A 19952-nucleotide genomic window follows, 5' to 3' on the forward strand; every position below is an offset into this window, starting at 1 on the left:
TCCGCGCCTGAATATCGAGCGTAGCCCTGTCGTTTCGCGGCAGGGCTGCCTTGATGCTTGCAAAACTGAAGGAAAAGAGCGGTGCCCATCGACATTTCGAAGATCAAGGCGATCGACGTCCACGTCCATGCCGAGGTCTCGTGCCACGATCCGGAAGATCCGGTCATGGGCCAGTTCTTCGACGCCGCTTCGGCTTACTTCAAGGCCCCGCGCGAGCGGCCGAAGATGCCCGAGATCGTCGAGATCTATCGCGAGCAGCAGATCGCCTTCTGCATGTTCACGGTCGATGCCGAATGCGGCATGGGTGCCAAGCGCGTGTCGAACTACGAAGTTGCCGAAATGGCGGCCAAGAACGACGACATCTGCATCGCCTTCGCCTCGATAGATCCGCACAAGGGCAAGTACGGCGCGCGCGAAGCCCGCGATCTGATCGAGAACTTTGGCGTGAAGGGCTTCAAGTTCCACGGCATTGCCCAGAACTGCCACCCGGCCGACCGCGTTGGCTATCCGATATACGAAGTCATTGCCGAGTATGGCCTGCCCGCGATTTTCCACACCGGCCATTCCGGCATGGGCACGGGGATGCGCGGCGGTGGCGGCATGCGTCTCAAGTACGGCCAGCCGATGCTGGTCGATGATGTCGCGGTCGATTTTCCCGACATGAAGATCATCCTCGCCCACCCGTCGTGGCCATGGGTGGATGAAAGCCTGTCCATGGCTTTGCACAAGGACAACGTGTTCATCGACCTGTCGGGCTGGAGCCCTAAGTATTTTGCGCCGCAGATCATCCAGTACGCCAATACGCAGCTCAGGAAGAAGATGCTGTTCGGTTCGGACTTCCCGCTGATCCACCCTCAGAAGTGGATCGATGCGGCGCTGAAGGTCGGCTTCAAGGAAGAGGTCATGCCCGGCATCATGAAGGGCAACGCCGCGCGCCTGCTGGGGCTGGCCTGAGCGTGCCTGATGGCCGATCCTGACGACATCCGCGGCTGGCAGAGGCTTGATGCGGAAATTACCACGTCGGGCCGGATCGAGGACAAGGACGTCATGCGCCTCGCCGACCTGGGCGTAGCGCATGTCGTCAATCTCGCGCTGGAGACTCATCCCGAAGCGCTGGCCGGGGAAGGGGACAAGCTTGCCGCGCAAGGCATTGCCTATACCCACATCCCCGTTCCGTTCGACGCACCGGGCGAGGACCACTTCGCCGCTTTCGTGAAGGCGGTGGAGGAAGGACCCAGGCCGGTCCACGTCCATTGCATCATGAACTGGCGCGTCTCGGCGTTCTTCTACCGCTACAACCGCGACCGTCGCGGCCTTGCGGAGCCCGTCGCGCGCGCGCTGATGGAACGGCAGTGGTCTCCCGAAGGCCATGACAGCAAGGAAGCCCGCGTCTGGGCGGAATTCATCGCAAGGACCCCTGAGTGACCAATCTTTCGGGCAAGCACATCGTTATCACTGGCGCCTCTACCGGCATCGGGCGCGCGACTGCGACCATCTGCACGCAGGCGGGCGCACGCGTTACACTGATCGCCCGCCGCGCCGATCTGCTCGAACAGGCTGCGCGCGACCTTGGCGGCAGCACCGCCTTCGCTGCGGCCGACGTTGCAGACAAGGCCGCGCTTCATGGCGCGCTCGATCATGCCATCGCTGCCAATGGCCCGATCGATGGCATGTTTCTGAACGCCGGCATCGGCGGCATGTTTGCTCCCGTCGAGCAATATACCGACGAGATGTTCGACGCCGTCATGGCGGTGAACCTCAAGGGTGTGCTCTGGGCGATCCAGCACGTGCTGCCCGCGATGAAGGAACGCCGGCAAGGCGCGATCCTCGTCACCGGTAGCCTCGCCAGCGAACGCGGGTTGCCGATGAATGCGGGCTACGTCGCCAGCAAGCACGCCGTGCTCGGCCTATCGCGCGCGGTCGCCAACGAAGTGGCCGAGTTCGGCGTGCGCTGCAATTGCATCGTGCCCGGGCTGATCGAGACGCCGATGCTCGATGGCCTGCCCCCCGAAGCCGCCTCGCAGATGGCCAAGGCAGTGCCGCAGGGCCGCACCGGCCAGCCCGAGGAACTGGCCAAGGTCGCCGCATTCCTTCTGTCCGATGCCGCCAGCCACGTCACCGCCCAAAGCTGGGCGGTAGACGGCGGCATGCTCGGCACCATGCGAGTCTGATCCGATGGCCCTGAAATACTACCACGCCGAACCGCTGGCGAACTCGCTCAAGTCGATGGTCCCGCTCAAGGAGAAGGGGCTCGCCTACGAGAGCATCTACGTTGATCTGCACAAGTTCGAACAGCACCAGCCGTGGTTCACCGCGATCAATCCCGAGGGACAGGTGCCCGTTCTCGATCATGACGGCACGATCATCACCCACACCACCGTAATCAACGAATACCTCGAGGATGCCTTCCCTCACGCGCAGCCCGCCGACGCTCCATTGCGTCCGCACGATCCGGTTGGCGCGGCGCGGATGCGCTATTGGAACAAGTTCGTCGACGAGCACGTGATGAACTTCGTCTCGATGCACGGCTGGCACCGCATGGTCGGGGTCATCGCGCGCAACATCGAGAACGGCGATTTCGAGAAGCTGCTCGAAAACATACCGCTGCCCGATCAGCGTAAGAAGTGGGCTACGGCTCGCTCAGGTTTCTCCGAGGCGGACCTCGCCAACGCCACTGCCAAGATCGAATATGCCCTTGCCAAAGTCGAGGCACAGCTTGGGCAGACAAAGTGGTTGGCAGGGAGCACGTACACCCTTGCAGACATCAACTTTTATTCGCACTGCGGCATGATGGTCGAGCGTATGTTCCCCGAGATGGAAGTGGCGAGCCGCTTCCCACGCCTGTGCGAATGGCGCGACCGCGTCACCGCACGTCCCGCAGTCGCCGAAGCCCTGAAGAGCGAGGACCGCACCGCGCCGGGCCTGCGGACATGGTCGGGGCACGTTCGCTGATGGCCGGTTTTGTCCTTATTCACGGTTCCTGGCACGGCGGCTGGTGCTTCGATCCAGTTGCCGAGATCCTGCGCGCGCGTGGGCATACGGTCGTGGCGCCGACGCTGCCTGGCATGGGCGGCACGGCCGAGGAAATGGCGGCGGTCACGCTCGATGGCTGGGGCGAATTTGCTGCGCAGCATTGCCGGGACCTGAAGGCGCAGGGCGTCGGCCCGGTAGTGCTTGCCGGACACTCGCGCGGTGGCCTTGTCGTGTCGACCGCGGCAGAGCGTGATCCAGCTGCAATGGATGCCATCGTCTATATCTGTGCGATGATGCTTCCCGCTGGCATGAGCCGCGCCGAATTCAAGGAACTCGAAGGCCCCAACCCTGCCTTCGATGCGATTATCTCCAAGGTCCACGATGGCGTCGCCACGGTTATCGATGCTGCGAATGCTGCACCGGTCTTTGCACAAGTCTCCCCGCCTGACCTTGTCGATGCGGCGATGGGAAGGCTCATGGCCGAACCACACGCTCCTCGTTCCGAGAAGATTGCTGTCACCCCCGAGCGCTGGGGCAGTCTGCCGCGCACCTATATCGAATGCACGCTCGACCGCACCATCCCGATCGAAAGCCAGCGCCGCATGATCGCGATGTCGCCTGGCGCAAACGTGGTCACGCTTGAGGCTGATCACAGTCCCTACCTGTCGAAACCGCAGGAACTGGCTGAAGCGCTGGAAGCAGCGTTACCGGCCTAATCGGCGAAGAAGTTCAGCTCCAGCAGCACGTTGTTCGGGTCTGCGGTAAAGATCTGCCGCAGCCCGATGGCTTCGACCACGTTGGTCTGGCAGTCGAGCCCCAGGGCGGCCACGCGCGCCAGCACATCGTCGTAGCCTGAGCAATTAAGCGCAACGTGATGGATCGCGCCGGTGAGCGAACCGGGCTGCACTTCGCGATCATAGGCGCGCGGGCAATCGACGGCATTGATGTGCACGATGGCCTTGCCGCCTGCATCGTACATCCACTGCGCGTTTTGCGGGGTGAGGGGGGGCGGACCATCGCGCCGTTCCAACCCTAGCAGCGCCTTGTAGAACTCGGCCGTCTCGTCGAGTCGGTCGGTAATGATGTTGACGTGATCGAGCGCGTTGACGTGCATTGATTCTCTCCCGCAGCAAAACGGCGGCCGGAGCATGGTGCCCCCGCCGCCGTCCAATCTCAACCTTTGAAACCGCTCAGCTCTTGAACACGACAGTCTTGTTGCCGTTGAGGAGAGCCCGATCCTCGAGGTGCAGGCGCACTGCTTCCGCCAGCACGCGGCGTTCCACATCGCGGCCCTTGCGCACGAGGTCTTCGGGGCTGTCGGCGTGAGTCACGGTCTCGACGTCCTGGTGGATGATCGGACCTTCGTCGAGATCTGCGGTAACGTAGTGACCGGTCGCACCGATCATCTTCACGCCGCGGGCGTGCGCCTGGTGATAGGGCTTGGCGCCCTTGAAGCTCGGCAGGAACGAGTGATGGATATTGATGCAGCGGCCCGAAAGGAACGAGGCAAGATCGTCCGACAGGATTTGCATGTAGCGCGCCAGCACCACCAGTTCTGCGCCGGTCTCGGTGACGATGCGCTTGACCTCGGCCTCCTGCTGCGGCTTGGTCTCTTTGGTGATCGGCAGGTGATGGTATGGCACATTGCCGATCAGCGAGATGTTCAGCGCTTCCTTGGGATGGTTGCCAAGGATCGCGACGACTTCCATCGGCAATTCACCGATGCGCGTGCGATAGAGCAGGTCGCCAAGGCAGTGGTCGAACTTGCTGACCATCAGGACGACCTTCCGCTTCACGGCCGTGTCGCGCATGTTCCATTCCATGCCGTAGTCTTCGGCAACCGGCGCAAAGGCCGTGCGGAACGCTTCGATCCCGGTCTCGCCTGGATCGAACACGACTCGCATGAAGAACTTGCCGCTCAGCGAATCATCAAATTGCTGCGCCTCCCGGATGTTTCCGCCCGCTTCATAGAGGTTGCCCGTGACGCGGGCGACGATGCCCGGCTTGTCCTCGCATGACAGCGTCAAAATCAGCGATGCGCTCATCAAAATCTCTCCCGTCCTAGTCGCGTTAGGGGTGGCGCTCATTGGGCGCAACATTTCCCATTGCGAATCTCGAGGGAGATTGTATGTGTTGCATACAAGTTTTTCAACCCTGCCATTTTCAAGTCGGGAGAGTTTCACATGGCAAAGAACCTCGAAGAGGTAATCCAGCAAGGCGGCAATATCGTCGAAATGCTGCGCAACTCGCAGCTCGGTGCCTACGTCTATCCGGTCGTCGCTCCGGAATTCTCGAACTGGCGTTCGGAGCAGTGGGCATGGCAGCACAGCGCCGTGCTGTTCGACCAGTCGCACCACATGGTGAACCTGTACATTCGCGGCAAGGACGCGCTGAAGCTGCTGTCCGACACCATGATCAACAGCCCCAAGGGCTGGTCGGTCAACAAGGCCAAGCAGTACGTGCCCACCACGCCTTACGGCCATGTCATCGGTGACGGCATCATCTTCTGGGAAGAAGAAGAATCGTTCACCTACGTGGGCCGCGCCCCGGCTTCGAACTGGCTGCGCTACCACGCTGCCACCGGCGGCTATGATTGCGAGATCGAGCTGGACGACCGTTCGCCGATGCGTCCGATGGGCAAGCCCGTCAGCCGCAAGGAATGGCGTTTCCAGATCCAGGGGCCGAACGCCTGGGCCGTGATCGAGAAGCTGCACGGCGGCCCGCTCGAACAGCTCAAGTTCTTCAACATGAGCACGATGAACATCGCCGGCAAGACCGTGCGCACGCTGCGCCACGGCATGTCGGGCGCGCCGGGCCTCGAAATCTGGGGTCCCTATGCCGAGCAGGAAGAGATCCGCGCCGCGATCCTCGAAGCCGGCAAGGAATTCGGCCTGATCGCGTGCGGCAGCCGCGCCTATCCTTCGAACACCCTTGAATCGGGCTGGATCCCGTCGCCGCTCCCCGCCATCTACACCGGCGAAAAGCTCAAGGGCTTCCGCGAGTGGCTGGCAGCTGACAGCTACGAAGCGACCGGCTCGATCGGCGGTTCGTTCGTCTCCGACAACATCGAGGACTACTACCTCAACCCGTGGGAGCTGGGTTACGGCAACTTCGTCAAGTTCGACCATGATTTCCATGGCCGTGAGGCGCTGGAAGCCCTGAACCCGGCCGAGCAGCGCAAGAAGGTGACGCTCGCCTGGAACCCCGAGGACATGGCCAAGATCATGGCCTCGCTGTTCAACCCCGATGGCGAACAGTACAAGTTCTTCGATACCCCGCTCGCGAACTACGCCTCGTCGAACTACGACCGCGTCGTCGATGCTGGTGGCAAGACCGTCGGCTTCTCGATGTTCACCGGCTACTCGTACAACGAGAAGCAGGCGCTCAGCCTCGCCACGATCGATCCGGAAATCCCGGTCGGCACCGAACTGCGCGTGGTGTGGGGTGAAGAGAACGGCGGTACCCGCAAGACCACCGTCGAGCCGCACAAGCAGATCGAGGTCCGTGCGATCGTCTCGCCGGTCCCCTACAGCCGCGTCGCTCGCGAAAACTATGCCGAAGGCTGGCGTACTGCTCGCTGAGCCAACCAACCGTATTGCCCGGACCGCCACAATGGCGGCCGGGCATTCGGCCTGAACAAGAGAGGATCCCGAACATGGCAAAGGCATCGATCATCCATCCCAACTGGGACAAGACGCCCGACGGGATCACCGATGGTTTCAGCCTCGAGATGACCGCGAAGGACGAAGCCTCGCTGCGCGATGCCGCCCCGCTCATCCCGACAGAAACCCCCATCGCCGTTACCTTCCTGCCCGGGGAAGACGTCGGCGCCCGCGTTGCCGCGACGATTGCGGTCCGCGAACTCGGCTTCGAGCCGATGCCCCATTTTTCCGCCCGCCGGATCACGTCCGAGGACGACTTCGAAGGCTACCTGCGCGCCGTGGTGGAAAAGGCCGGTGTGACGCGCTGCTTCATCGTCGCCGGCGATCCGCCCGAGCCCGTCGGCCCATATTTCGACACGTCCGCCCTGATCGCGACCGGCGCCTTCGAGCGTTCGGGCATCAAGGCCATCGGTATTGGCGGCCACCCGGAAGGGCACCCCAACATGACCGAGGCCGAATGCTGGGCGGTCCTCGAGAAGAAGGTGGCGGAAATCACCGCGCGCGGCATGGCCCCGCTGATCGTCACCCAGTTCGGCTTCGATCCCGATGCCTTCCTCGCCTGGCTGAAGGAACTGCGCGCACGTGGCATCGACGCTCCGGTGCGCATCGGCGTGCCTGGGCCTGCCGGGATCAAGCGCCTGCTGGCGTTTGCCGCGCGCTGCGGCGTCGGCGCGTCGACCTCGGTGCTCAAGAAGTACGGGATCTCGGTCACGAACCTGCTCGGCACGGCCGGGCCGGACAAGCTGGTCGACGCCTTCGCCCGTGGCCTCGGGTCCGAGCACGGCAAGGTGCGCCTGCACTTCTACCCATTCGGTGGCCTGACCAAGACCCTCGAATGGATTCACGGTTACAACAAGAAGCACGGCATCGGCCAGGGGGCCTGAACCGGTGACCGACTTTGTGCTGGTGCACGGCGCTTGGGGCGGCAGCTTCGCGTGGGACCGCCTCAAGGCCGATCTCGAAGCTGCCGGACACCGTGTCCTCGCCGCTGATCTTACCGGTCTCGGTCGCCGCAAGGCCGAGTTCCACCCCGGCATCACGCTGACCACGCACATCGACGACGTGTGCGACCAGATCGCCAAGGCCGGTCTCGACCGCTTCGTGCTGGTCGGCCATTCCTGGGGCGGTATGGTCATCACCGGCGTCGCCACGCGCCTCGGCGCGCGCATCGACGCCCTCGTCTATGTCGATGCCTTCCTGCCGCAGGACGGGCAATCGCTGTGGGACCTGACCGGGCCGTGGGAGCACGATCACTACATCGGCAGCCAGAAGCACAAGCCCGGCGCCGTTTCCCCGCTACCCGGCCTTGAAAGCCCGGTCCTGTCCGATCATCCTCTGCTTACGCTGGTCGAAGCCGTGCGCTTCACCGGCGAGGAAGCGAAGATTCCCCGCCACGTCTACATTTTCGCCAATGGCTGGAGCCCGTCACCCTTCCGCAAGTTTGCCGAGGCGGTGCAGGATGATCCGGCCTGGGAGTACCACGAGGCCGAAGCCAGCCACAACGTCATGGGTGACCAGCCCGACCAACTGCTCCAGATCGTGCTCGGCTGCGCCTGAATCGGGCTCAGCCCTGCTGCGCCAGGCTCTGCATCCGCTTGAGATAGCGCGCCAATACGTCGATCTCGAGGTTTACCTTCGATCCCGGCTTCAGCGCGCCCATCGTCGTGACTTGCGCGGTGTGGGGGATGATGTTCAGCGCGAACTGGCAAGATCCGTCGGGCTGGTCGGCCACTTCGTTGACGGTCAAGGACACGCCATTGACCGTGATGGACCCCTTCGCCGCGATGTATGGCGCCAGTTCCTGCGGCGCCGAAATCCAGAACTTGAGCGAGGCGCCATCGGGGCGGATGCTGACGACCTCGCCCACGGCGTCGACATGCCCGGTCACGATGTGCCCGCCAAGTTCATCGCCCAGCTTCAGCGCCGGTTCGAGGTTGAGCGGCGCGCCCACAGTCCACTGCTCCGCTGCAGTGCGGCTCACCGTTTCGCCCGAAACGTCCACCGCGAACCAGCCTTCGCCAGCCACGCCTCCCTTGTCCACCACGGTCAGGCAAACGCCCGAGCAGGCGATCGAGGCGCCGATGGCGATCTTCACTGGGTCCATCGCGCACGAGATCGTGATATGGCGGTCTCCCTTGTCTTCGACGGCGAGGATGTTGCCGATTTCCGTGACGATCCCGGTGAACATAAGAAATCTCCTTCAGCGGACCCGCTCGTAGACGTCGAGCGCATCGCTGCCAAGCGTCCGCCGGTCCACATTGCGCCAGCGCCCGTGCGCGTCCGCGAGCGAGCCGAGGCCGATGTCGCCGATGCAGGGCAAACCTGCGCCAATGATGATCGGGGCGCGATAGATCAGCAGTCGGTCTACCATGTCGGCGGCGATGAATGCGGCTGCCGCCTGCGCGCCACCTTCCACGAAGAGAAACTGCGCATCGCCGAACGCGCCCGCTGACGCAATGTCGGCAACCGCAGTCCAGCCTTCAGGCGCCGTGCCGCGCGTCAGGACCATGCGCTGCGGTCTGCGGTGCTCGAGCCCCGGCAGGCGCACGTCGAGCCTCGGCGTGTCGGCGCGCAAGGTGCTGCCGCCGACAAGGATCGCGTCGGCCCGTGCCCTCTCGACATGGCAATGCGCGCGTGCTTCGGGGCCGGTGATCCATTGGCTCGATCCGTCGACGAGGGCTATTTTGCCGTCCAGCGAAGTTGCGAGCTTCAGAGTGACATGTGGTCGTCCTTGCGCCGACCGTGTCAGGTATCCGGCCAGAGACTCCCGTGCCGCCGGGGCGGGCAGAACGTCTGTTGCAATACCTGCTTCACGTAGCGCGGCGATCCCGCTGCCTGCCGTGCGCGGGTCTAGATCTTCAACGCCGATCACCACGCGCGCAAGGCCGCTGCCCAGCACCAGCGATGTGCACGAAGGGCCGCGCGCACTGGCATGGGCGCAAGGTTCCAGGGTGACATAAAGCGTCGCACCGTTCGCGGCCTCACCGGCCATGGCCAGCGCCTCGGCTTCGGCATGAGGCCGGCCACCTGCCTGCGTCCAGCCACGGCCTACCATCAGGCCGTGCTTGACGATCACCGCTCCGACTGCCGGATTGGGCCTGCTCAATGGACGCCCACGCGCCGCGAGCGCCGCGGCGGCATCGAGCCAGCGCAGGTCCTCAGCCCTGCTCATGGTTTCTCGGTCTGTGCGTTCTTCATTTCGGCATCATAGACAGGATTGTCGACCAGATGCTTGTCCAGCACTTCCCTGCGCGCGGCCTCGACCTTCTTGCGGTAGGCCTCGCGTTCGGCCTTGCCTTCCTCGTAGGCACGCTTGGTTTCAACTCCGGTGGCGTCGCCCACCGCCTTGTACATCTGGCGGATGCGCTCCTGCCGCGCCTCCTCCTCGGCTTCCTCTGCCTTGGCCTTGGCGGTCGCTGCCTTGTTTTCGGCGAGGATCTCGGCGTCGCTGCGGTTCTCGAGAAAGCTCGGGAAATAGATGATCTCGGGCGGACGGGGCAGCGCCGTGCCGCCTTCCATCGCCATCGCGGTGAACAACGTCCCCGTCACCGCTGCTGCCATCACCAGTCCGACACGGCGATAATCGCTGGGCGCAGTAAAGACCTGCCAGAAATCGACGATGGCCCGGCGCGGGGATACGTTGCGGAAGAAGGCTCTCATGCCCGCCTAGATAGGCGCTGGCGCACGCTTTCGCTACCCATCGGCAGGCATTCAGCCAAACGGCACATACAGCGACCGGCCGTGCCGCTTGAGCCAGCGGTTAGCCGCCTCGATATCCCCTTCAAAAAGCTGTTCGAGATGAGCGTGGAAGGCGGGGCTATGATCGAAGTGCTTCATGTGCGCCACTTCGTGGGCCACGACCGAACGCCGCACGAAATCCGGCGCCATGATCAGCCGCCAGTTCATCCGGATCGACCCGTCTGCCGCGCAGCTTCCCCAGCGCCGCTGCGCGCGCGATAGCGACAGGCGTGGGACGGCTTCTCCGGCGCGGGCGCAGTAATGGGCGAGGTCATCAGCGCAGAAAGCGAGCGCCTCGGCCTCGAGCCAACGCTGCAGCCGCGCAGCAAGCCCCTCGACCGGCCCCCCGACGATCAGGCGTCCATCCGCGATCACCGGCTTGCGTCGGGCCCGCTCCGACCATTCGATCTGCAAGGTCTCGCCCCGCCAGGGCACCGTGGCATCGGGCGCGATAGCGCGTGGCTCTGGCATCCGCGCCAGTTGCCCCGCCAGCCAGTCGGCCCGGTCGCGAGCAAAAGCCTCGGCATCGCCGACGCGACCCCATGCCGGGATCGAAACACGCGCCTCGCTGCCGTCGGGCGCGAGCCGTAGCGTCATCCGCCGGGCATGGCCGAGCTTGCGGATCACCAGCGGCAGTTCGCGTCCTTCGACCATCAGCGTCCGGCGCGCCACGGCACGCGGGGCCAAAGTTCCGCGAGAGGGGGTCTGCTTGGCCTTGGTGTCGGCCCGCCGCAACCAGTCGAGCACGCCCCTAGCCATCGAAATGGTCCGATGGCACGATATGGTCCTCGATCGGCCCGGCCAGCGTTTCGCTCACCGCCTGGCCAACGACCGACTGTCCAGCGCGATGCACGGCCTCGCGATCACCAGAAATCAGATAATGCCACTCAGGCAGCGGCTGGTTCTCGGCCCGCAAGCGATAGGCACAGGTATCGGGCAACCACGGCAATTCTCGCGCCAGCTTCGGCGTCAGGCGCAGGCAATCGGGGACATAGGCGCGGCGATGCTTGTAGTCGCTGCACCGCGCGGTCCTGAGGTCCAGCAGCTTGCAGGCAACATTGGTATGGACCACCTCGCCGGTGTCTTCGTCCTCCAGCTTGTGCAGGCAGCACTTGCCGCAGCCGTCGCACAGCGCTTCCCACTGCTCGCGGCTGAGTGTTGCCACTGGCCGTTCCCAGAAGCGGTCGTCGCTCATTCCGGCGTCAACTCACCCACTTGGCGAGTTCGGCGGCCACGGCCTTTCCGTCCTGTTCGGCGGGCAACAACGCGATGGCAGAACCGTCCGGGCCCATCAGATAGGCTGCGCGGCTGTGGTCCATCAGGTAGGCGTCGGGCTTGCCCTCGTCGCGCCTTTGATAGAACACCGCCCACTTCCTTGCGACGTCGGCGATCTGTGCCGGCGTGCCCGTGAGCCCGACCACGTTCTTGCCAAAGTTCGCGGCATACTTGCCCACGACATGCGCGGTATCGCGCTCGGGATCGATGGTGATGAAGATCGGCACGATCGGCTTGGCGTCGGGGTGTTCCTTGGCGAACAGGCGAAGGCCCTGTGCGATGTTCTGCATGTCGAGCGGGCAGACATCCGGACAGAAGGTGTAACCGAAATAGACGATGCGATACTTGCCCGCAAAGTCGCTCCACTTCACGGCCTGCCCGTCCTTGCCCGTCAACGTGAAGTCGCCGCCAATCGCGGCGCCTTCGAGAGGCGGTTGTTCGGCAGGGGTCATGTTGCATCCGCCAAGCGCGAAAGTGCAGGTTGCGGCAAGCGCGGCGAGTGTCGATCTGAAAGCGAGGGCCATGGCGCGCCGGTTCATGCTCTGCTAACCGTGTCCTTGCAAGAGGCGAGTCCGCAAGGCCGTAAATGGCTGATGGGGCACGCAACAGGAGGTTCGAATGCTGTCGAAGATGCGCAGGCCGCTTACCGCGCTGGCCATGCTGCTGGCCGCCGCCACGGCAATTCCGGCACAGGCCCAGTTTTCCGACAGCTACAAGTTCCTCGAAGCCGTCCGCAAGAAGGAAGGCGACAAGGTGACCGAGGCTCTGAACGAGCCCGGCACGCAGATCATCAACACCAAGGACTATACCACCGGACAGACCGCGCTTCACATCGTCGTGGCCCGGCGTGATCTTGTCTGGGTGCAATTCCTGATCGGCAAGGGCGCCAACGTGAACGCGCGCGACAATCGCGGGGTGACCCCGCTGGTAGCCGCGTCAGAAATGGGCTTCCTCGAGGGCGTCGATGAATTGATCAAGTCGGGCGCGCGCGTCGATGAGGCGAACAACACGGGCGAGACCCCGCTCATCAGCGCCGTCCACCGCAAGGACCTGGCGCTGGTGCGAATGCTGATCAAGGCCGGCGCCAACCCTGATCGCCCGGACAATTCGGGCCGTTCTGCGCGCGATTATGCTGCGCTCGACAAGGGTAGCCCGGTGCTGGGCGAACTGGAAAAGGCTTCGAAGGAAGCCAAGTCTGCCGCGCCCAAGAAGACCTACGGCCCCTCGTTCTGACGGGTACTGACATGACCGACGAAACCCTGGATGCCCTGCGCCTGCGCCTGGCGCCCGCCATCGCCGAAGCTGCTGCGTTCGATGGCTGGAAACCGGCTGCCGTTGCTGCTGCCGCTGCAATGGAAGGCGTCGATCCTGCTTTGGCCGCCTTTGCGTTCCAGGACGGGCCCATGCAGATGATCTCCGCCTGGATCGCGCGCATCGATACCGACATGGCCGCTGCGCTTCCCTCCACCCAGCTCGGCAATCTGCCGATCCGCGAACGCATCCGCCGCCTTGTCCAGTTCCGGCTCGATGCACTGGTCGGGAAGGAAGAGGCCTTGCGCCGCGCACTGGCCATCATGGCCATGCCGCAGAACGTGGCAAAGGCGACCCGGCTGGGCTGGTCGAGCGCCGACGCGATGTGGCGGCTCGCGGGAGACACCGCCACCGATTACAACCACTATACCAAGCGCATCACCCTTGGCTCGATCTACGCCGCGACTCTTGCCTATTTCGCGCAGGATACCAGCGATGGCCACGAGGACACGCGCACCTTCCTCGATCGCCGGATCGAGAACGTGATGCAGTTCGAGAAGACCAAGGCCAAGCTGCTCAAGCCGCGCGAGGAGACCTTCTCGCTGACGCGGATGCTTGGCCGCCTGCGCTACCCTGCCGCCTGACCATTTTTGATCCAGCGCAATTCTATTGCGAATGACTTGCAAATGCTGTCCCGCTATGGCAGCGGGATCCGGTGACGCTCGATCAGCTCCCTGTTGGTACGCCCGCCCGAATCGCATCGGTCGATTGGTCTGCGCTTGTCGCTGAAGAGGCTCAGCGCTTGCGCGCGCTCGGCCTTGACGAAGGCGCAAGGGTGACGCTCGCCTATCGTGGTGTCTTCGCGGGCCGCGATCCACTGGCCGTGGAGATTGGCCGCATGACTGTCGCCATTCGCCGGGTTCATGCGCTGGCGATGACGGTCGAACCGATCGCAGAAGCTGTCGCATGAGCAAGATGCCCACTGTCGCCGCGCTCGTCGGCAATCCCAATGCCGGGAAAAGCGCGCTGTTCAATGCCTTGACCGGCGCGCGCCAGAAGATCGCCAACTATCCCGGCGTCACGGTCGAACGCAAGGCGGGTCGCCTGATCCTGCCCTCGGGTGAGCCGGTCGAACTGGTCGACCTGCCCGGTTCCTACGGATTGGAAGCCACCAGCCCTGACGAGGAAGTGACCCGCAAGGTCATTATGGGTGAACAAGCCGGGCAGGTCAGGCCCGACGTCATCGTACTGGTGCTCGACAGTTCCAACCTCGAACAGCACCTCGTCTTTGCGCAGGAAGTGCTCGAGCTTGGCCGGCCGACGGTGGTCGCGCTCAACATGGTCGATCTGGCCGAGCGCGATGGCCTGACGCTCGATCCCGCAGCGCTGGAAGCGGCGCTGGGCGTGCCGGTGATCCCGACCGTGGCCGTGCGCCGGCGCGGTCTCACCGAGCTGGCTGCCGCCATCGGCGATGCGCGTGACAAGCCCGAGCGCGCGCTCGATGCCGCGCGGCCGCATGTCACCTTGCCAGAGCGGCGCATGCTCGCCCACCAGATGGCGACAGCGGCGATCCTTTCGGAAACGTCCAGGCATCGCATTCACGCGCGCATGGACAAGCTGCTGCTCCATCCGTGGGCAGGGCCGCCGATCCTGTTCGCGCTCCTGTTCATCGTCTTCCAGGCGGTGTTCAGCTGGGCAACGCCCTTTGCCGATGCGATCGACGGCGGCGTTTCGGCGCTGGGCGATCTGGCCAAGGCGACCCTGCCGACAAGCCTGCTGCGCGATCTGCTGACCGATGGCGTGATCGCGGGGGTCGGCTCGGTGCTGGTGTTCCTGCCGCAGATCATCATCCTGTTCTTCTTCATCCTGACGATGGAGGCGACCGGCTACATGGCCCGCGCCGCCTTCCTGATGGACCGCATGATGGCGGGCGTCGGTCTTTCCGGCCGCAGCTTCATCCCGCTGCTGTCGAGCTTTGCCTGCGCCATTCCCGGCATCATGGCGACGCGCAGCATCACCGATCCCAAGGACCGGCTGACCACGATCCTGATCGCCCCGATGATGACCTGCTCGGCGCGCTTGCCCGTCTATGCGGTGATCATCGCCGCGTTTATCCCGAATACCAAGGTCGGTCCCGGCATTGGTCTGCAGGGCCTTGTCCTGTTCTGCCTCTATGTGGCCGGAATCATCGGCGCGATGGTGGTGGCGCTGGTGCTGCGTCGCTCGGTGACCAAGGGCGCCGCTTCGGGCTTCATCATGGAACTGCCCAAGTATCAGCTGCCCACGGTCAAGGACCTCGCGCTCGGCCTGTGGCAGCGCGCGTGGATCTTCCTGCGCCGTGCGGGCACGATGATCTTCACTGTCACAATTGCTCTGTGGATCCTGCTCAACTTCCCCCGCGCCGAGCCGGGCCAGGATCAGGTCAACGCCTCGGTCGCCGGAACGCTTGCCAATGGCCTTTCGGTCGTGCTCGAGCCGATCGGCTTCAACCGCGACATGAGCCTTGCGATCATTCCGGCCATGGCTGCACGTGAAGTTGCGGTCAGTTCGCTCGCCACGACGTATGCCGTCAGCGCCAGCGACGACGAGGATCAGGCCGCCATGGCGCTGGGCGATCAGCTGAAATCACGCTGGACCCTGCCGATGGCGCTCGCCTTCCTGGCTTGGTTCGTGTTTGCGCCGCAGTGCCTCTCGACCATCGCCGTCGCCCGGCGCGAGACGAATGGCTGGAAATGGCCCGCCTTCATGCTCGCCTACCTGTTTGCGCTGGCCTATGCGGCGGCGGGCGTGACCTACTGGACGGCGATTGCGGCCGGTTTGGGCTGAACTGCCGCGCTGGTCTGTGGAAACGGTGGCATGGTGACTGGCTTGGCCGAGCCCCCATGCGCTAGGCAATTGCCCAGATCAGAAGGAACGTGATTCGATGGCAGGCAGCGTCAACAAGGTGATCCTTGTCGGGAACCTCGGGGCCGACCCCGAAATCAAGAGCTTCCAGAACGGAGGCCGCATCGCCAACCTGCGCATCGCGACGTCCGAAAGCTGGAAGGACCGCGCCACCGGCGAGAAGAAGGAGCGCACCGAGTGGCACTCCGTGGTCATCAACTCGGATGGTCTCGTCGGCGTGGTCGAGCGCTTCCTGCGCAAGGGTTCAAAGGTCTACATTGAAGGGCAGCTGCGCACCCGCAAGTGGCAGGACCAGTCCGGCAATGATCGCTATACCACCGAAATCTCGGTGGGCGGCATGGGCGGCGTGCTGACCATGCTCGATGGCTCGGGCGGCGCTGGTGGCGGTGGCATGGGCGGTGGCGGCGGTGGCCGCTCGTCCGGTGGCAGCTGGAATGAGGGCGGCTCGTCGGGCGGTTCGGGCGGCTTTGGCGGCGGTTCCTCGCGTGGTGGCGGCGTCGCTTCGGGCGGTGGCTGGAACCAGGGCGGCGGCGGCGGCTTCGGCGACGATCTGGACGACGATATTCCGTTCTGAGGAAGCGCCACTTCTTGTGTCCCCGCGAAGGCGGGGACCTTGGTGTTGCTACGGAACAGAAGCGTAAGCCGATTAAGGCCCCTGCCTGCGCGGGGGCTCATTCGTTTTCAGGGCAGGGCTCAGGTCCCGCGCGTATCCCCGTAAAGGTGTATGTGCAGCCGGTCTGTAAACCGCCAGCCGCGCTCCAGCGCTTCCTCCGCCAGCCACCGCGAGCGTTCGCGCAACACTGAACTCGCGGTACCTTCAGGCATCACGAACAGGTGATCGCTGGCAATGCCATGGCGGTCCTGCAGCGCAGCTATTTCGGCAAGGTCGGACGCGCTCGCCACCACGAACTTGAACCAGGCCCGCACATCGCGCGCCCACGCATCCAGTCGCTCCGGCACAAGGGCAAGTTCAGCCGGATTGCCCGAATGCGCCAGCTTGAGGCTGACGTTGAACTGGTCGATCAGCGGATCGAGTTCCGGATGCACTGCCACTGTGCCATTGGTCTCGATCTCGACATGCAGGGCAGGGCGCTCCGCCTTGAGCAGCGCCACCAGTCGCGCCAGCGCGGCACCCTGTAGTAGCGGCTCGCCCCCGGTAATAACCAGTCGGTCCTCGGGGTGGGACAGGATCAGCGCGGCCGCGTCGGCCTCGCTCATCTTCAGCTGATTTTCCCAGCGCTCGAACGCCACTTCGTCGCGATGGGGGCGGTTGTCGCCCGTGAACCGCCAGGTGTAGGCGGTGTCACACCAGCGGCAGGCGAGGTTGCAGCGCGATAGCCGCACGAACACCGATGGCCGCCCCAGCCCGAGGCCTTCCCCCTGCAACGAGGAGAACACCTCCGGCTCGCCGGGGTTGACCGTGGCGAGGGTAAGCAAGTTCACCCCAGCCGCTGCAGCGCCGCTGCCAGCCGCTCGGCCTCGGCGGCATGCATGGCGTGGTCGGCCCGGGCCTTCTCGACCGCCTCAGGCTTGGCCTTCTCGACAAACGAGGGATTGCCCAAACGTCCTTCGAGCGACATTGCCTCCTTCTGCGAGGCGGCCAGCGCCTTTTCGAGACGCGCCTTTTCTGCCGCAATGTCGATCACGCCTTCCAGCGGCACGACGATGTTGGCATCGCCCGCGCCAACCTGCATCGCTGCGCCGACCGGAGCGCTTTCGAAGCGGATGCCGTTGAGGCGCGCGAGACGCTCGATTGCCGCCGGGTTGGCCTCGATGATCGAGCGCGTCAGCGCCGAAGGTTCGGGCAGATAGGCGTCAAGCTTGGCCCCCGGCGCAATGCCAAGTTCGTTCTTGGCCGTGCGCAGGTTCGAGACCAGCGCGATCAGCCATTCGACCTCGCGCTTGGCTGCTGCGTCCACTTCAGCTTCGGGCTTCGGCCATGCGGCCACGATCAGTTCGCCGTCTCGCTTTCCAAGCGCATGCCACAGCTCTTCGGTCACGAACGGCATGAACGGGTGGAGCATCACCAGGATCTGGTCGAGCACCCAGCCCGCCACGGCCTTGGTCTCGGGGTCGAAGTTGCCCTTGATCAGTTCGATATACCAGTCGCAGAACTGGTCCCAGACGAAGTGGTAGACGGTGTTTGCCGCCGCATCGAAGCGCAGGTCGGCCATCGCCTGGTCAAGCGCGGCGACAGTTTCCACAACCTCGCCGATGATCCACTTGTTGACCGCCGAGGTCGCCGCAGGAGCCGCCACTGAAGTGCTGCCGGTGATCCCATTGCTCTGGCAGAAGCGCGCGGCGTTCCACAGCTTCGTGGCGAAGTTGCGGTAACCCTCGACGCGCTTCTCATCCATCTTCACGTCGCGGCCCTGGCTCTCCATCGCGCACATGAAGAAGCGCAGGGCATCGGCCCCGTACTTGTCGATCAGGCCCAGCGGATCGACCACGTTGCCCTTCGACTTGCTCATCTTCGCGCCATCGGCGGCACGGACGAGGCCGTGCAGGTAGAGCTTCTTCCACGGCACTTCCTTCATGAAGTGCAGCCCCTGCATCGCCATGCGCGCATCCCAGAAGAACAGGATGTCGAAGCCCGAGACGAGCAGGTCGTTGGGATAGTGCTTCTTCAGCAGCGGCGCGTCTTCATCCGGCCAACCGAGCGTGGCGAAAGGCCAGAGCGCGGAGGAGAACCACGTGTCGAGGACGTCGCTATCGCGTTCCAGAGTGACGCCTGCGCCCGCCTTCGCCTGCGCCTCTTCCTCGGTCTCGGCAACGTAGCACTGGCCGTCGGAGCCGTACCACGCCGGAATCCGGTGCCCCCACCACAGCTGGCGGGAAACGCACCAGGGCTGGATGTTCTCCATCCAGTTGAAGAAGGTCTTCTCCCAGGTCTTCGGCACGATCTCGATCGCGCCCGAACGCACCGCTTCCATCGGCGCCTTGGCCAGAGTTTCGGCATCGACGTACCACTGGTCGGTCAGCCACGGCTCGATCACCACGCCGCCACGGTCGCCGAACGGCGTCTGGATCGTGCGCGGCTCGGCATCGTGCTGAACCTCGTTGCCTTCCTTGTCCTTCGTCACGTGCGGGATGAGGAAGCCCGCTTCCTTCATCTGCTCGACCACCAGCTTGCGCGCATCGAAGCGGTCGAGGCCTACGAACTCGGCCGGCACCAGCCCATCGGCTGTCTGCACCACCTTGGCCTCGGCATCGAACATGTTGAGCATGTCGGCGGGCTTGATCCCGGCGCGCTTGCCCACTTCGAAGTCGTTGAAGTCGTGCCCCGGCGTGATCTTCACCGCGCCTGAACCCAGTTCGGGATCGGCGTGCTCGTCTGCCACCACCTTGAACCGGCGGCCGGTCAGCGGCTGCAGGATTTCCTTGCCGATGACCGACTTGTAGCGCTCGTCCTCTGGATGGACGGCCACGGCCATGTCGGCCAGCATCGTTTCGGGGCGCGTGGTCGCAACCTCGATGTAGTCCAGGCCATCGTCGCGCTTCACACCGTCTGCCAGCGGGTACTTGAAGTGCCAGAACCCGCCCTGCGTCTCGCGCGTTTCCACCTCGAGGTCGGAAATCGCCGTCTTCAGCTTGGGGTCCCAGTTCACCAGCCGCTTGTCGCGGTAGATCAGCCCCTGGTTGTAGAGGTCGACGAAGACCTTCACCACGGCGCGGGTGAAGTGCGGGTCCATCGTGAACTGCTCACGGCTCCAGTCCATCGAGCAGCCGAGGCGCCGGAGCTGACCGGTGATGGTGCCACCGCTCTCGTGCTTCCACTCCCACACCTTGTCCACGAACTGCTCGCGCGTGTAGTTGGTGCGCTTGTCCTGGCGGGCTTCCATCTGGCGCTCGACCACCATCTGCGTGGCGATGCCCGCATGGTCGGTGCCGACCACCCACAGCGCATCCTTGCCCTTCAGGCGTTCGTAGCGGATCACCACGTCCTGCAGCGTATTGTCGAGGGCGTGGCCGATGTGGAGCGACCCCGTCACGTTCGGCGGCGGATTGACGATGGTATAGGGCGCGGCGTCGGGGCGTTCGGGCCGGAACAGCCCGTTGCTTTCCCAATGGGCATACCACTTGGCCTCGATCCCTGCGGGTTCGAAAGTCTTGGCCAGTTCTGCAGAAGTCTTGTCGTTCATGGGGCAG

23 protein-coding genes are annotated in these 19952 nt (G+C 64.3%); 13 read left to right on the forward strand and 10 right to left on the reverse strand.

The features are described from left to right. Positions 1-81 precede the first annotated feature (81 nt). The 5 genes from NJ75_RS03850 to NJ75_RS23210 are packed head-to-tail and all read left to right on the forward strand — an operon-like array spanning position 82 to position 3689. Positions 82-954, forward strand: coding sequence for an amidohydrolase family protein (locus NJ75_RS03850; RefSeq protein ID WP_082013251.1), 873 nt, complete (start codon positions 82-84; stop codon positions 952-954). 9 nt (positions 955-963) lie between these two features. Continuing rightward, positions 964-1425: a protein tyrosine phosphatase family protein gene (locus NJ75_RS03855; RefSeq protein ID WP_039331630.1), complete on the forward strand. Its 462-nt coding sequence runs from the start codon at positions 964-966 to the stop codon at positions 1423-1425. Further along, complete coding sequence (locus NJ75_RS03860; protein ID WP_039331631.1) at positions 1422-2171, forward strand: SDR family NAD(P)-dependent oxidoreductase; 750 nt, start codon at positions 1422-1424, stop codon at positions 2169-2171. The genes NJ75_RS03855 and NJ75_RS03860 overlap by 4 nt, the downstream gene beginning before the upstream one ends. A 4-nt stretch (positions 2172-2175) precedes the next feature. Then, complete coding sequence (locus NJ75_RS03865; RefSeq protein ID WP_052241956.1) at positions 2176-2952, forward strand: glutathione S-transferase family protein; 777 nt, start codon at positions 2176-2178, stop codon at positions 2950-2952. Continuing rightward, the gene (locus NJ75_RS23210; RefSeq protein WP_169804116.1) at positions 2931-3689 is read left to right on the forward strand and encodes an alpha/beta fold hydrolase; all 759 of its coding nucleotides are present in this window, start codon (positions 2931-2933) and stop codon (positions 3687-3689) included. The genes NJ75_RS03865 and NJ75_RS23210 overlap by 22 nt, the downstream gene beginning before the upstream one ends. Here NJ75_RS23210 and NJ75_RS03875 read toward each other — a convergent pair. Both NJ75_RS03875 and purU read right to left on the reverse strand, forming a co-directional pair. Then, complete coding sequence (locus NJ75_RS03875; RefSeq protein WP_039331632.1) at positions 3686-4087, reverse strand: glyoxalase/bleomycin resistance/extradiol dioxygenase family protein; 402 nt, start codon at positions 4085-4087, stop codon at positions 3686-3688. The genes NJ75_RS23210 and NJ75_RS03875 overlap by 4 nt on opposite strands. A gap of 76 nt (positions 4088-4163) precedes the next feature. Then, positions 4164-5018 (reverse strand): formyltetrahydrofolate deformylase, encoded by an 855-nt coding sequence (gene purU, locus NJ75_RS03880; protein ID WP_039331634.1) that lies wholly within the window; start codon positions 5016-5018, stop codon positions 4164-4166. A 138-nt stretch (positions 5019-5156) separates the two neighbouring features. Here purU and ligM point away from each other — a divergent pair, with 138 nt between their 5' ends. The 3 genes from ligM (at position 5157) to NJ75_RS03895 (ending at position 8192) form a co-directional block, all read left to right on the forward strand. Continuing rightward, positions 5157-6554, forward strand: a complete 1398-nt coding sequence (gene ligM / locus NJ75_RS03885; protein WP_039331636.1) for a vanillate/3-O-methylgallate O-demethylase — start codon at positions 5157-5159, stop codon at positions 6552-6554. A 74-nt stretch (positions 6555-6628) separates the two neighbouring features. Next, positions 6629-7519, forward strand: coding sequence for a methylenetetrahydrofolate reductase (locus tag NJ75_RS03890; protein WP_039331638.1), 891 nt, complete (start codon positions 6629-6631; stop codon positions 7517-7519). Between the two features lie 4 nt (positions 7520-7523). Continuing rightward, positions 7524-8192 carry an alpha/beta fold hydrolase gene (locus tag NJ75_RS03895; RefSeq protein ID WP_039331640.1) on the forward strand — a complete coding sequence of 223 codons (669 nt, stop codon included), beginning with the start codon at positions 7524-7526 and terminating at the stop codon, positions 8190-8192. 7 nt (positions 8193-8199) lie between these two features. Here the strand turns inward: NJ75_RS03895 and NJ75_RS03900 are convergent, their stop codons facing one another. From NJ75_RS03900 to NJ75_RS03925, 6 genes are read right to left on the reverse strand one after another with little or no spacing between them, the layout of a single operon-like run. Beyond that, positions 8200-8823 (reverse strand): riboflavin synthase, encoded by a 624-nt coding sequence (locus NJ75_RS03900; RefSeq protein ID WP_039331642.1) that lies wholly within the window; start codon positions 8821-8823, stop codon positions 8200-8202. Between the two features lie 12 nt (positions 8824-8835). Continuing rightward, positions 8836-9807, reverse strand: a complete 972-nt coding sequence (ribD, locus tag NJ75_RS03905) for a bifunctional diaminohydroxyphosphoribosylaminopyrimidine deaminase/5-amino-6-(5-phosphoribosylamino)uracil reductase RibD (RefSeq protein WP_039331644.1) — start codon at positions 9805-9807, stop codon at positions 8836-8838. Next, positions 9804-10295 (reverse strand): hypothetical protein, encoded by a 492-nt coding sequence (locus NJ75_RS03910; protein ID WP_052241959.1) that lies wholly within the window; start codon positions 10293-10295, stop codon positions 9804-9806. The genes ribD and NJ75_RS03910 overlap by 4 nt, the downstream gene beginning before the upstream one ends. A 51-nt stretch (positions 10296-10346) precedes the next feature. After that, positions 10347-11132, reverse strand: coding sequence for a M48 family metallopeptidase (locus NJ75_RS03915; protein ID WP_156135699.1), 786 nt, complete (start codon positions 11130-11132; stop codon positions 10347-10349). Further along, positions 11125-11568 (reverse strand): YcgN family cysteine cluster protein, encoded by a 444-nt coding sequence (locus NJ75_RS03920; protein ID WP_039331646.1) that lies wholly within the window; start codon positions 11566-11568, stop codon positions 11125-11127. The genes NJ75_RS03915 and NJ75_RS03920 overlap by 8 nt, the downstream gene beginning before the upstream one ends. Before the next feature lie 7 nt (positions 11569-11575). Further along, complete coding sequence (locus NJ75_RS03925) at positions 11576-12187, reverse strand: SCO family protein (RefSeq protein WP_039331648.1); 612 nt, start codon at positions 12185-12187, stop codon at positions 11576-11578. A gap of 79 nt (positions 12188-12266) precedes the next feature. Between NJ75_RS03925 and NJ75_RS03930 the strand changes: the two genes are divergently transcribed. The 5 genes from NJ75_RS03930 (at position 12267) to ssb (ending at position 16377) form a co-directional block, all read left to right on the forward strand. Continuing rightward, positions 12267-12881: an ankyrin repeat domain-containing protein gene (locus NJ75_RS03930; RefSeq protein WP_082013254.1), complete on the forward strand. Its 615-nt coding sequence runs from the start codon at positions 12267-12269 to the stop codon at positions 12879-12881. Between the two features lie 11 nt (positions 12882-12892). Further along, on the forward strand, positions 12893-13543 hold the full coding sequence (locus NJ75_RS03935) for a COQ9 family protein (protein ID WP_039331654.1): 651 nt from the start codon (positions 12893-12895) through the stop codon (positions 13541-13543). Positions 13544-13614: 71 nt separating this feature from the next. Beyond that, positions 13615-13869: a FeoA family protein gene (locus NJ75_RS03940; RefSeq protein ID WP_039331659.1), complete on the forward strand. Its 255-nt coding sequence runs from the start codon at positions 13615-13617 to the stop codon at positions 13867-13869. Next, positions 13866-15725 (forward strand): ferrous iron transporter B, encoded by a 1860-nt coding sequence (feoB, locus tag NJ75_RS03945; RefSeq protein WP_039331661.1) that lies wholly within the window; start codon positions 13866-13868, stop codon positions 15723-15725. The genes NJ75_RS03940 and feoB overlap by 4 nt, the downstream gene beginning before the upstream one ends. Positions 15726-15822: 97 nt before the next feature. After that, positions 15823-16377, forward strand: a complete 555-nt coding sequence (ssb, locus tag NJ75_RS03950) for a single-stranded DNA-binding protein (RefSeq protein ID WP_039331663.1) — start codon at positions 15823-15825, stop codon at positions 16375-16377. A gap of 119 nt (positions 16378-16496) precedes the next feature. Here the strand turns inward: ssb and NJ75_RS03955 are convergent, their stop codons facing one another. Then, the gene (locus tag NJ75_RS03955; protein WP_039331927.1) at positions 16497-17240 is read right to left on the reverse strand and encodes a 7-carboxy-7-deazaguanine synthase QueE; all 744 of its coding nucleotides are present in this window, start codon (positions 17238-17240) and stop codon (positions 16497-16499) included. Between the two features lie 2 nt (positions 17241-17242). Beyond that, on the reverse strand, positions 17243-19945 hold the full coding sequence (locus NJ75_RS03960; protein ID WP_039331665.1) for a valine--tRNA ligase: 2703 nt from the start codon (positions 19943-19945) through the stop codon (positions 17243-17245). Between the last annotated feature and the right edge of the window lie 7 nt (positions 19946-19952).

The sequence above is a fragment of the Novosphingobium subterraneum genome (genome assembly GCF_000807925.1).
Classification (GTDB): domain Bacteria; phylum Pseudomonadota; class Alphaproteobacteria; order Sphingomonadales; family Sphingomonadaceae; genus Novosphingobium; species Novosphingobium subterraneum.

Excerpts from the sequence above, each read along its gene's own strand:
- ligM (WP_039331636.1), top strand. The coding sequence starts at position 5,157 with ATGGCAAAGAACCTCGAAGAGGTAATCCAGCAAGGCGGCAATATCGTC.
- ssb (WP_039331663.1), top strand. The coding sequence starts at position 15,823 with ATGGCAGGCAGCGTCAACAAGGTGATCCTTGTCGGGAACCTCGGGGCC.
- NJ75_RS03920 (WP_039331646.1), bottom strand. The coding sequence starts at position 11,568 with ATGAGCGACGACCGCTTCTGGGAACGGCCAGTGGCAACACTCAGCCGC.
- NJ75_RS23210 (WP_169804116.1), top strand. The coding sequence starts at position 2,931 with ATGGTCGGGGCACGTTCGCTGATGGCCGGTTTTGTCCTTATTCACGGT.
- NJ75_RS03925 (WP_039331648.1), bottom strand. The coding sequence starts at position 12,187 with ATGAACCGGCGCGCCATGGCCCTCGCTTTCAGATCGACACTCGCCGCG.
- NJ75_RS03865 (WP_052241956.1), top strand. The coding sequence starts at position 2,176 with ATGGCCCTGAAATACTACCACGCCGAACCGCTGGCGAACTCGCTCAAG.
- NJ75_RS03855 (WP_039331630.1), top strand. The coding sequence starts at position 964 with ATGGCCGATCCTGACGACATCCGCGGCTGGCAGAGGCTTGATGCGGAA.
- NJ75_RS03935 (WP_039331654.1), top strand. The coding sequence starts at position 12,893 with ATGACCGACGAAACCCTGGATGCCCTGCGCCTGCGCCTGGCGCCCGCC.
- NJ75_RS03875 (WP_039331632.1), bottom strand. The coding sequence starts at position 4,087 with ATGCACGTCAACGCGCTCGATCACGTCAACATCATTACCGACCGACTC.
- NJ75_RS03960 (WP_039331665.1), bottom strand. The coding sequence starts at position 19,945 with ATGAACGACAAGACTTCTGCAGAACTGGCCAAGACTTTCGAACCCGCA.
- NJ75_RS03900 (WP_039331642.1), bottom strand. The coding sequence starts at position 8,823 with ATGTTCACCGGGATCGTCACGGAAATCGGCAACATCCTCGCCGTCGAA.
- NJ75_RS03890 (WP_039331638.1), top strand. The coding sequence starts at position 6,629 with ATGGCAAAGGCATCGATCATCCATCCCAACTGGGACAAGACGCCCGAC.
- NJ75_RS03910 (WP_052241959.1), bottom strand. The coding sequence starts at position 10,295 with ATGAGAGCCTTCTTCCGCAACGTATCCCCGCGCCGGGCCATCGTCGAT.
- NJ75_RS03915 (WP_156135699.1), bottom strand. The coding sequence starts at position 11,132 with ATGGCTAGGGGCGTGCTCGACTGGTTGCGGCGGGCCGACACCAAGGCC.
- purU (WP_039331634.1), bottom strand. The coding sequence starts at position 5,018 with ATGAGCGCATCGCTGATTTTGACGCTGTCATGCGAGGACAAGCCGGGC.
- ribD (WP_039331644.1), bottom strand. The coding sequence starts at position 9,807 with ATGAGCAGGGCTGAGGACCTGCGCTGGCTCGATGCCGCCGCGGCGCTC.
- NJ75_RS03930 (WP_082013254.1), top strand. The coding sequence starts at position 12,267 with ATGCTGTCGAAGATGCGCAGGCCGCTTACCGCGCTGGCCATGCTGCTG.
- feoB (WP_039331661.1), top strand. The coding sequence starts at position 13,866 with ATGAGCAAGATGCCCACTGTCGCCGCGCTCGTCGGCAATCCCAATGCC.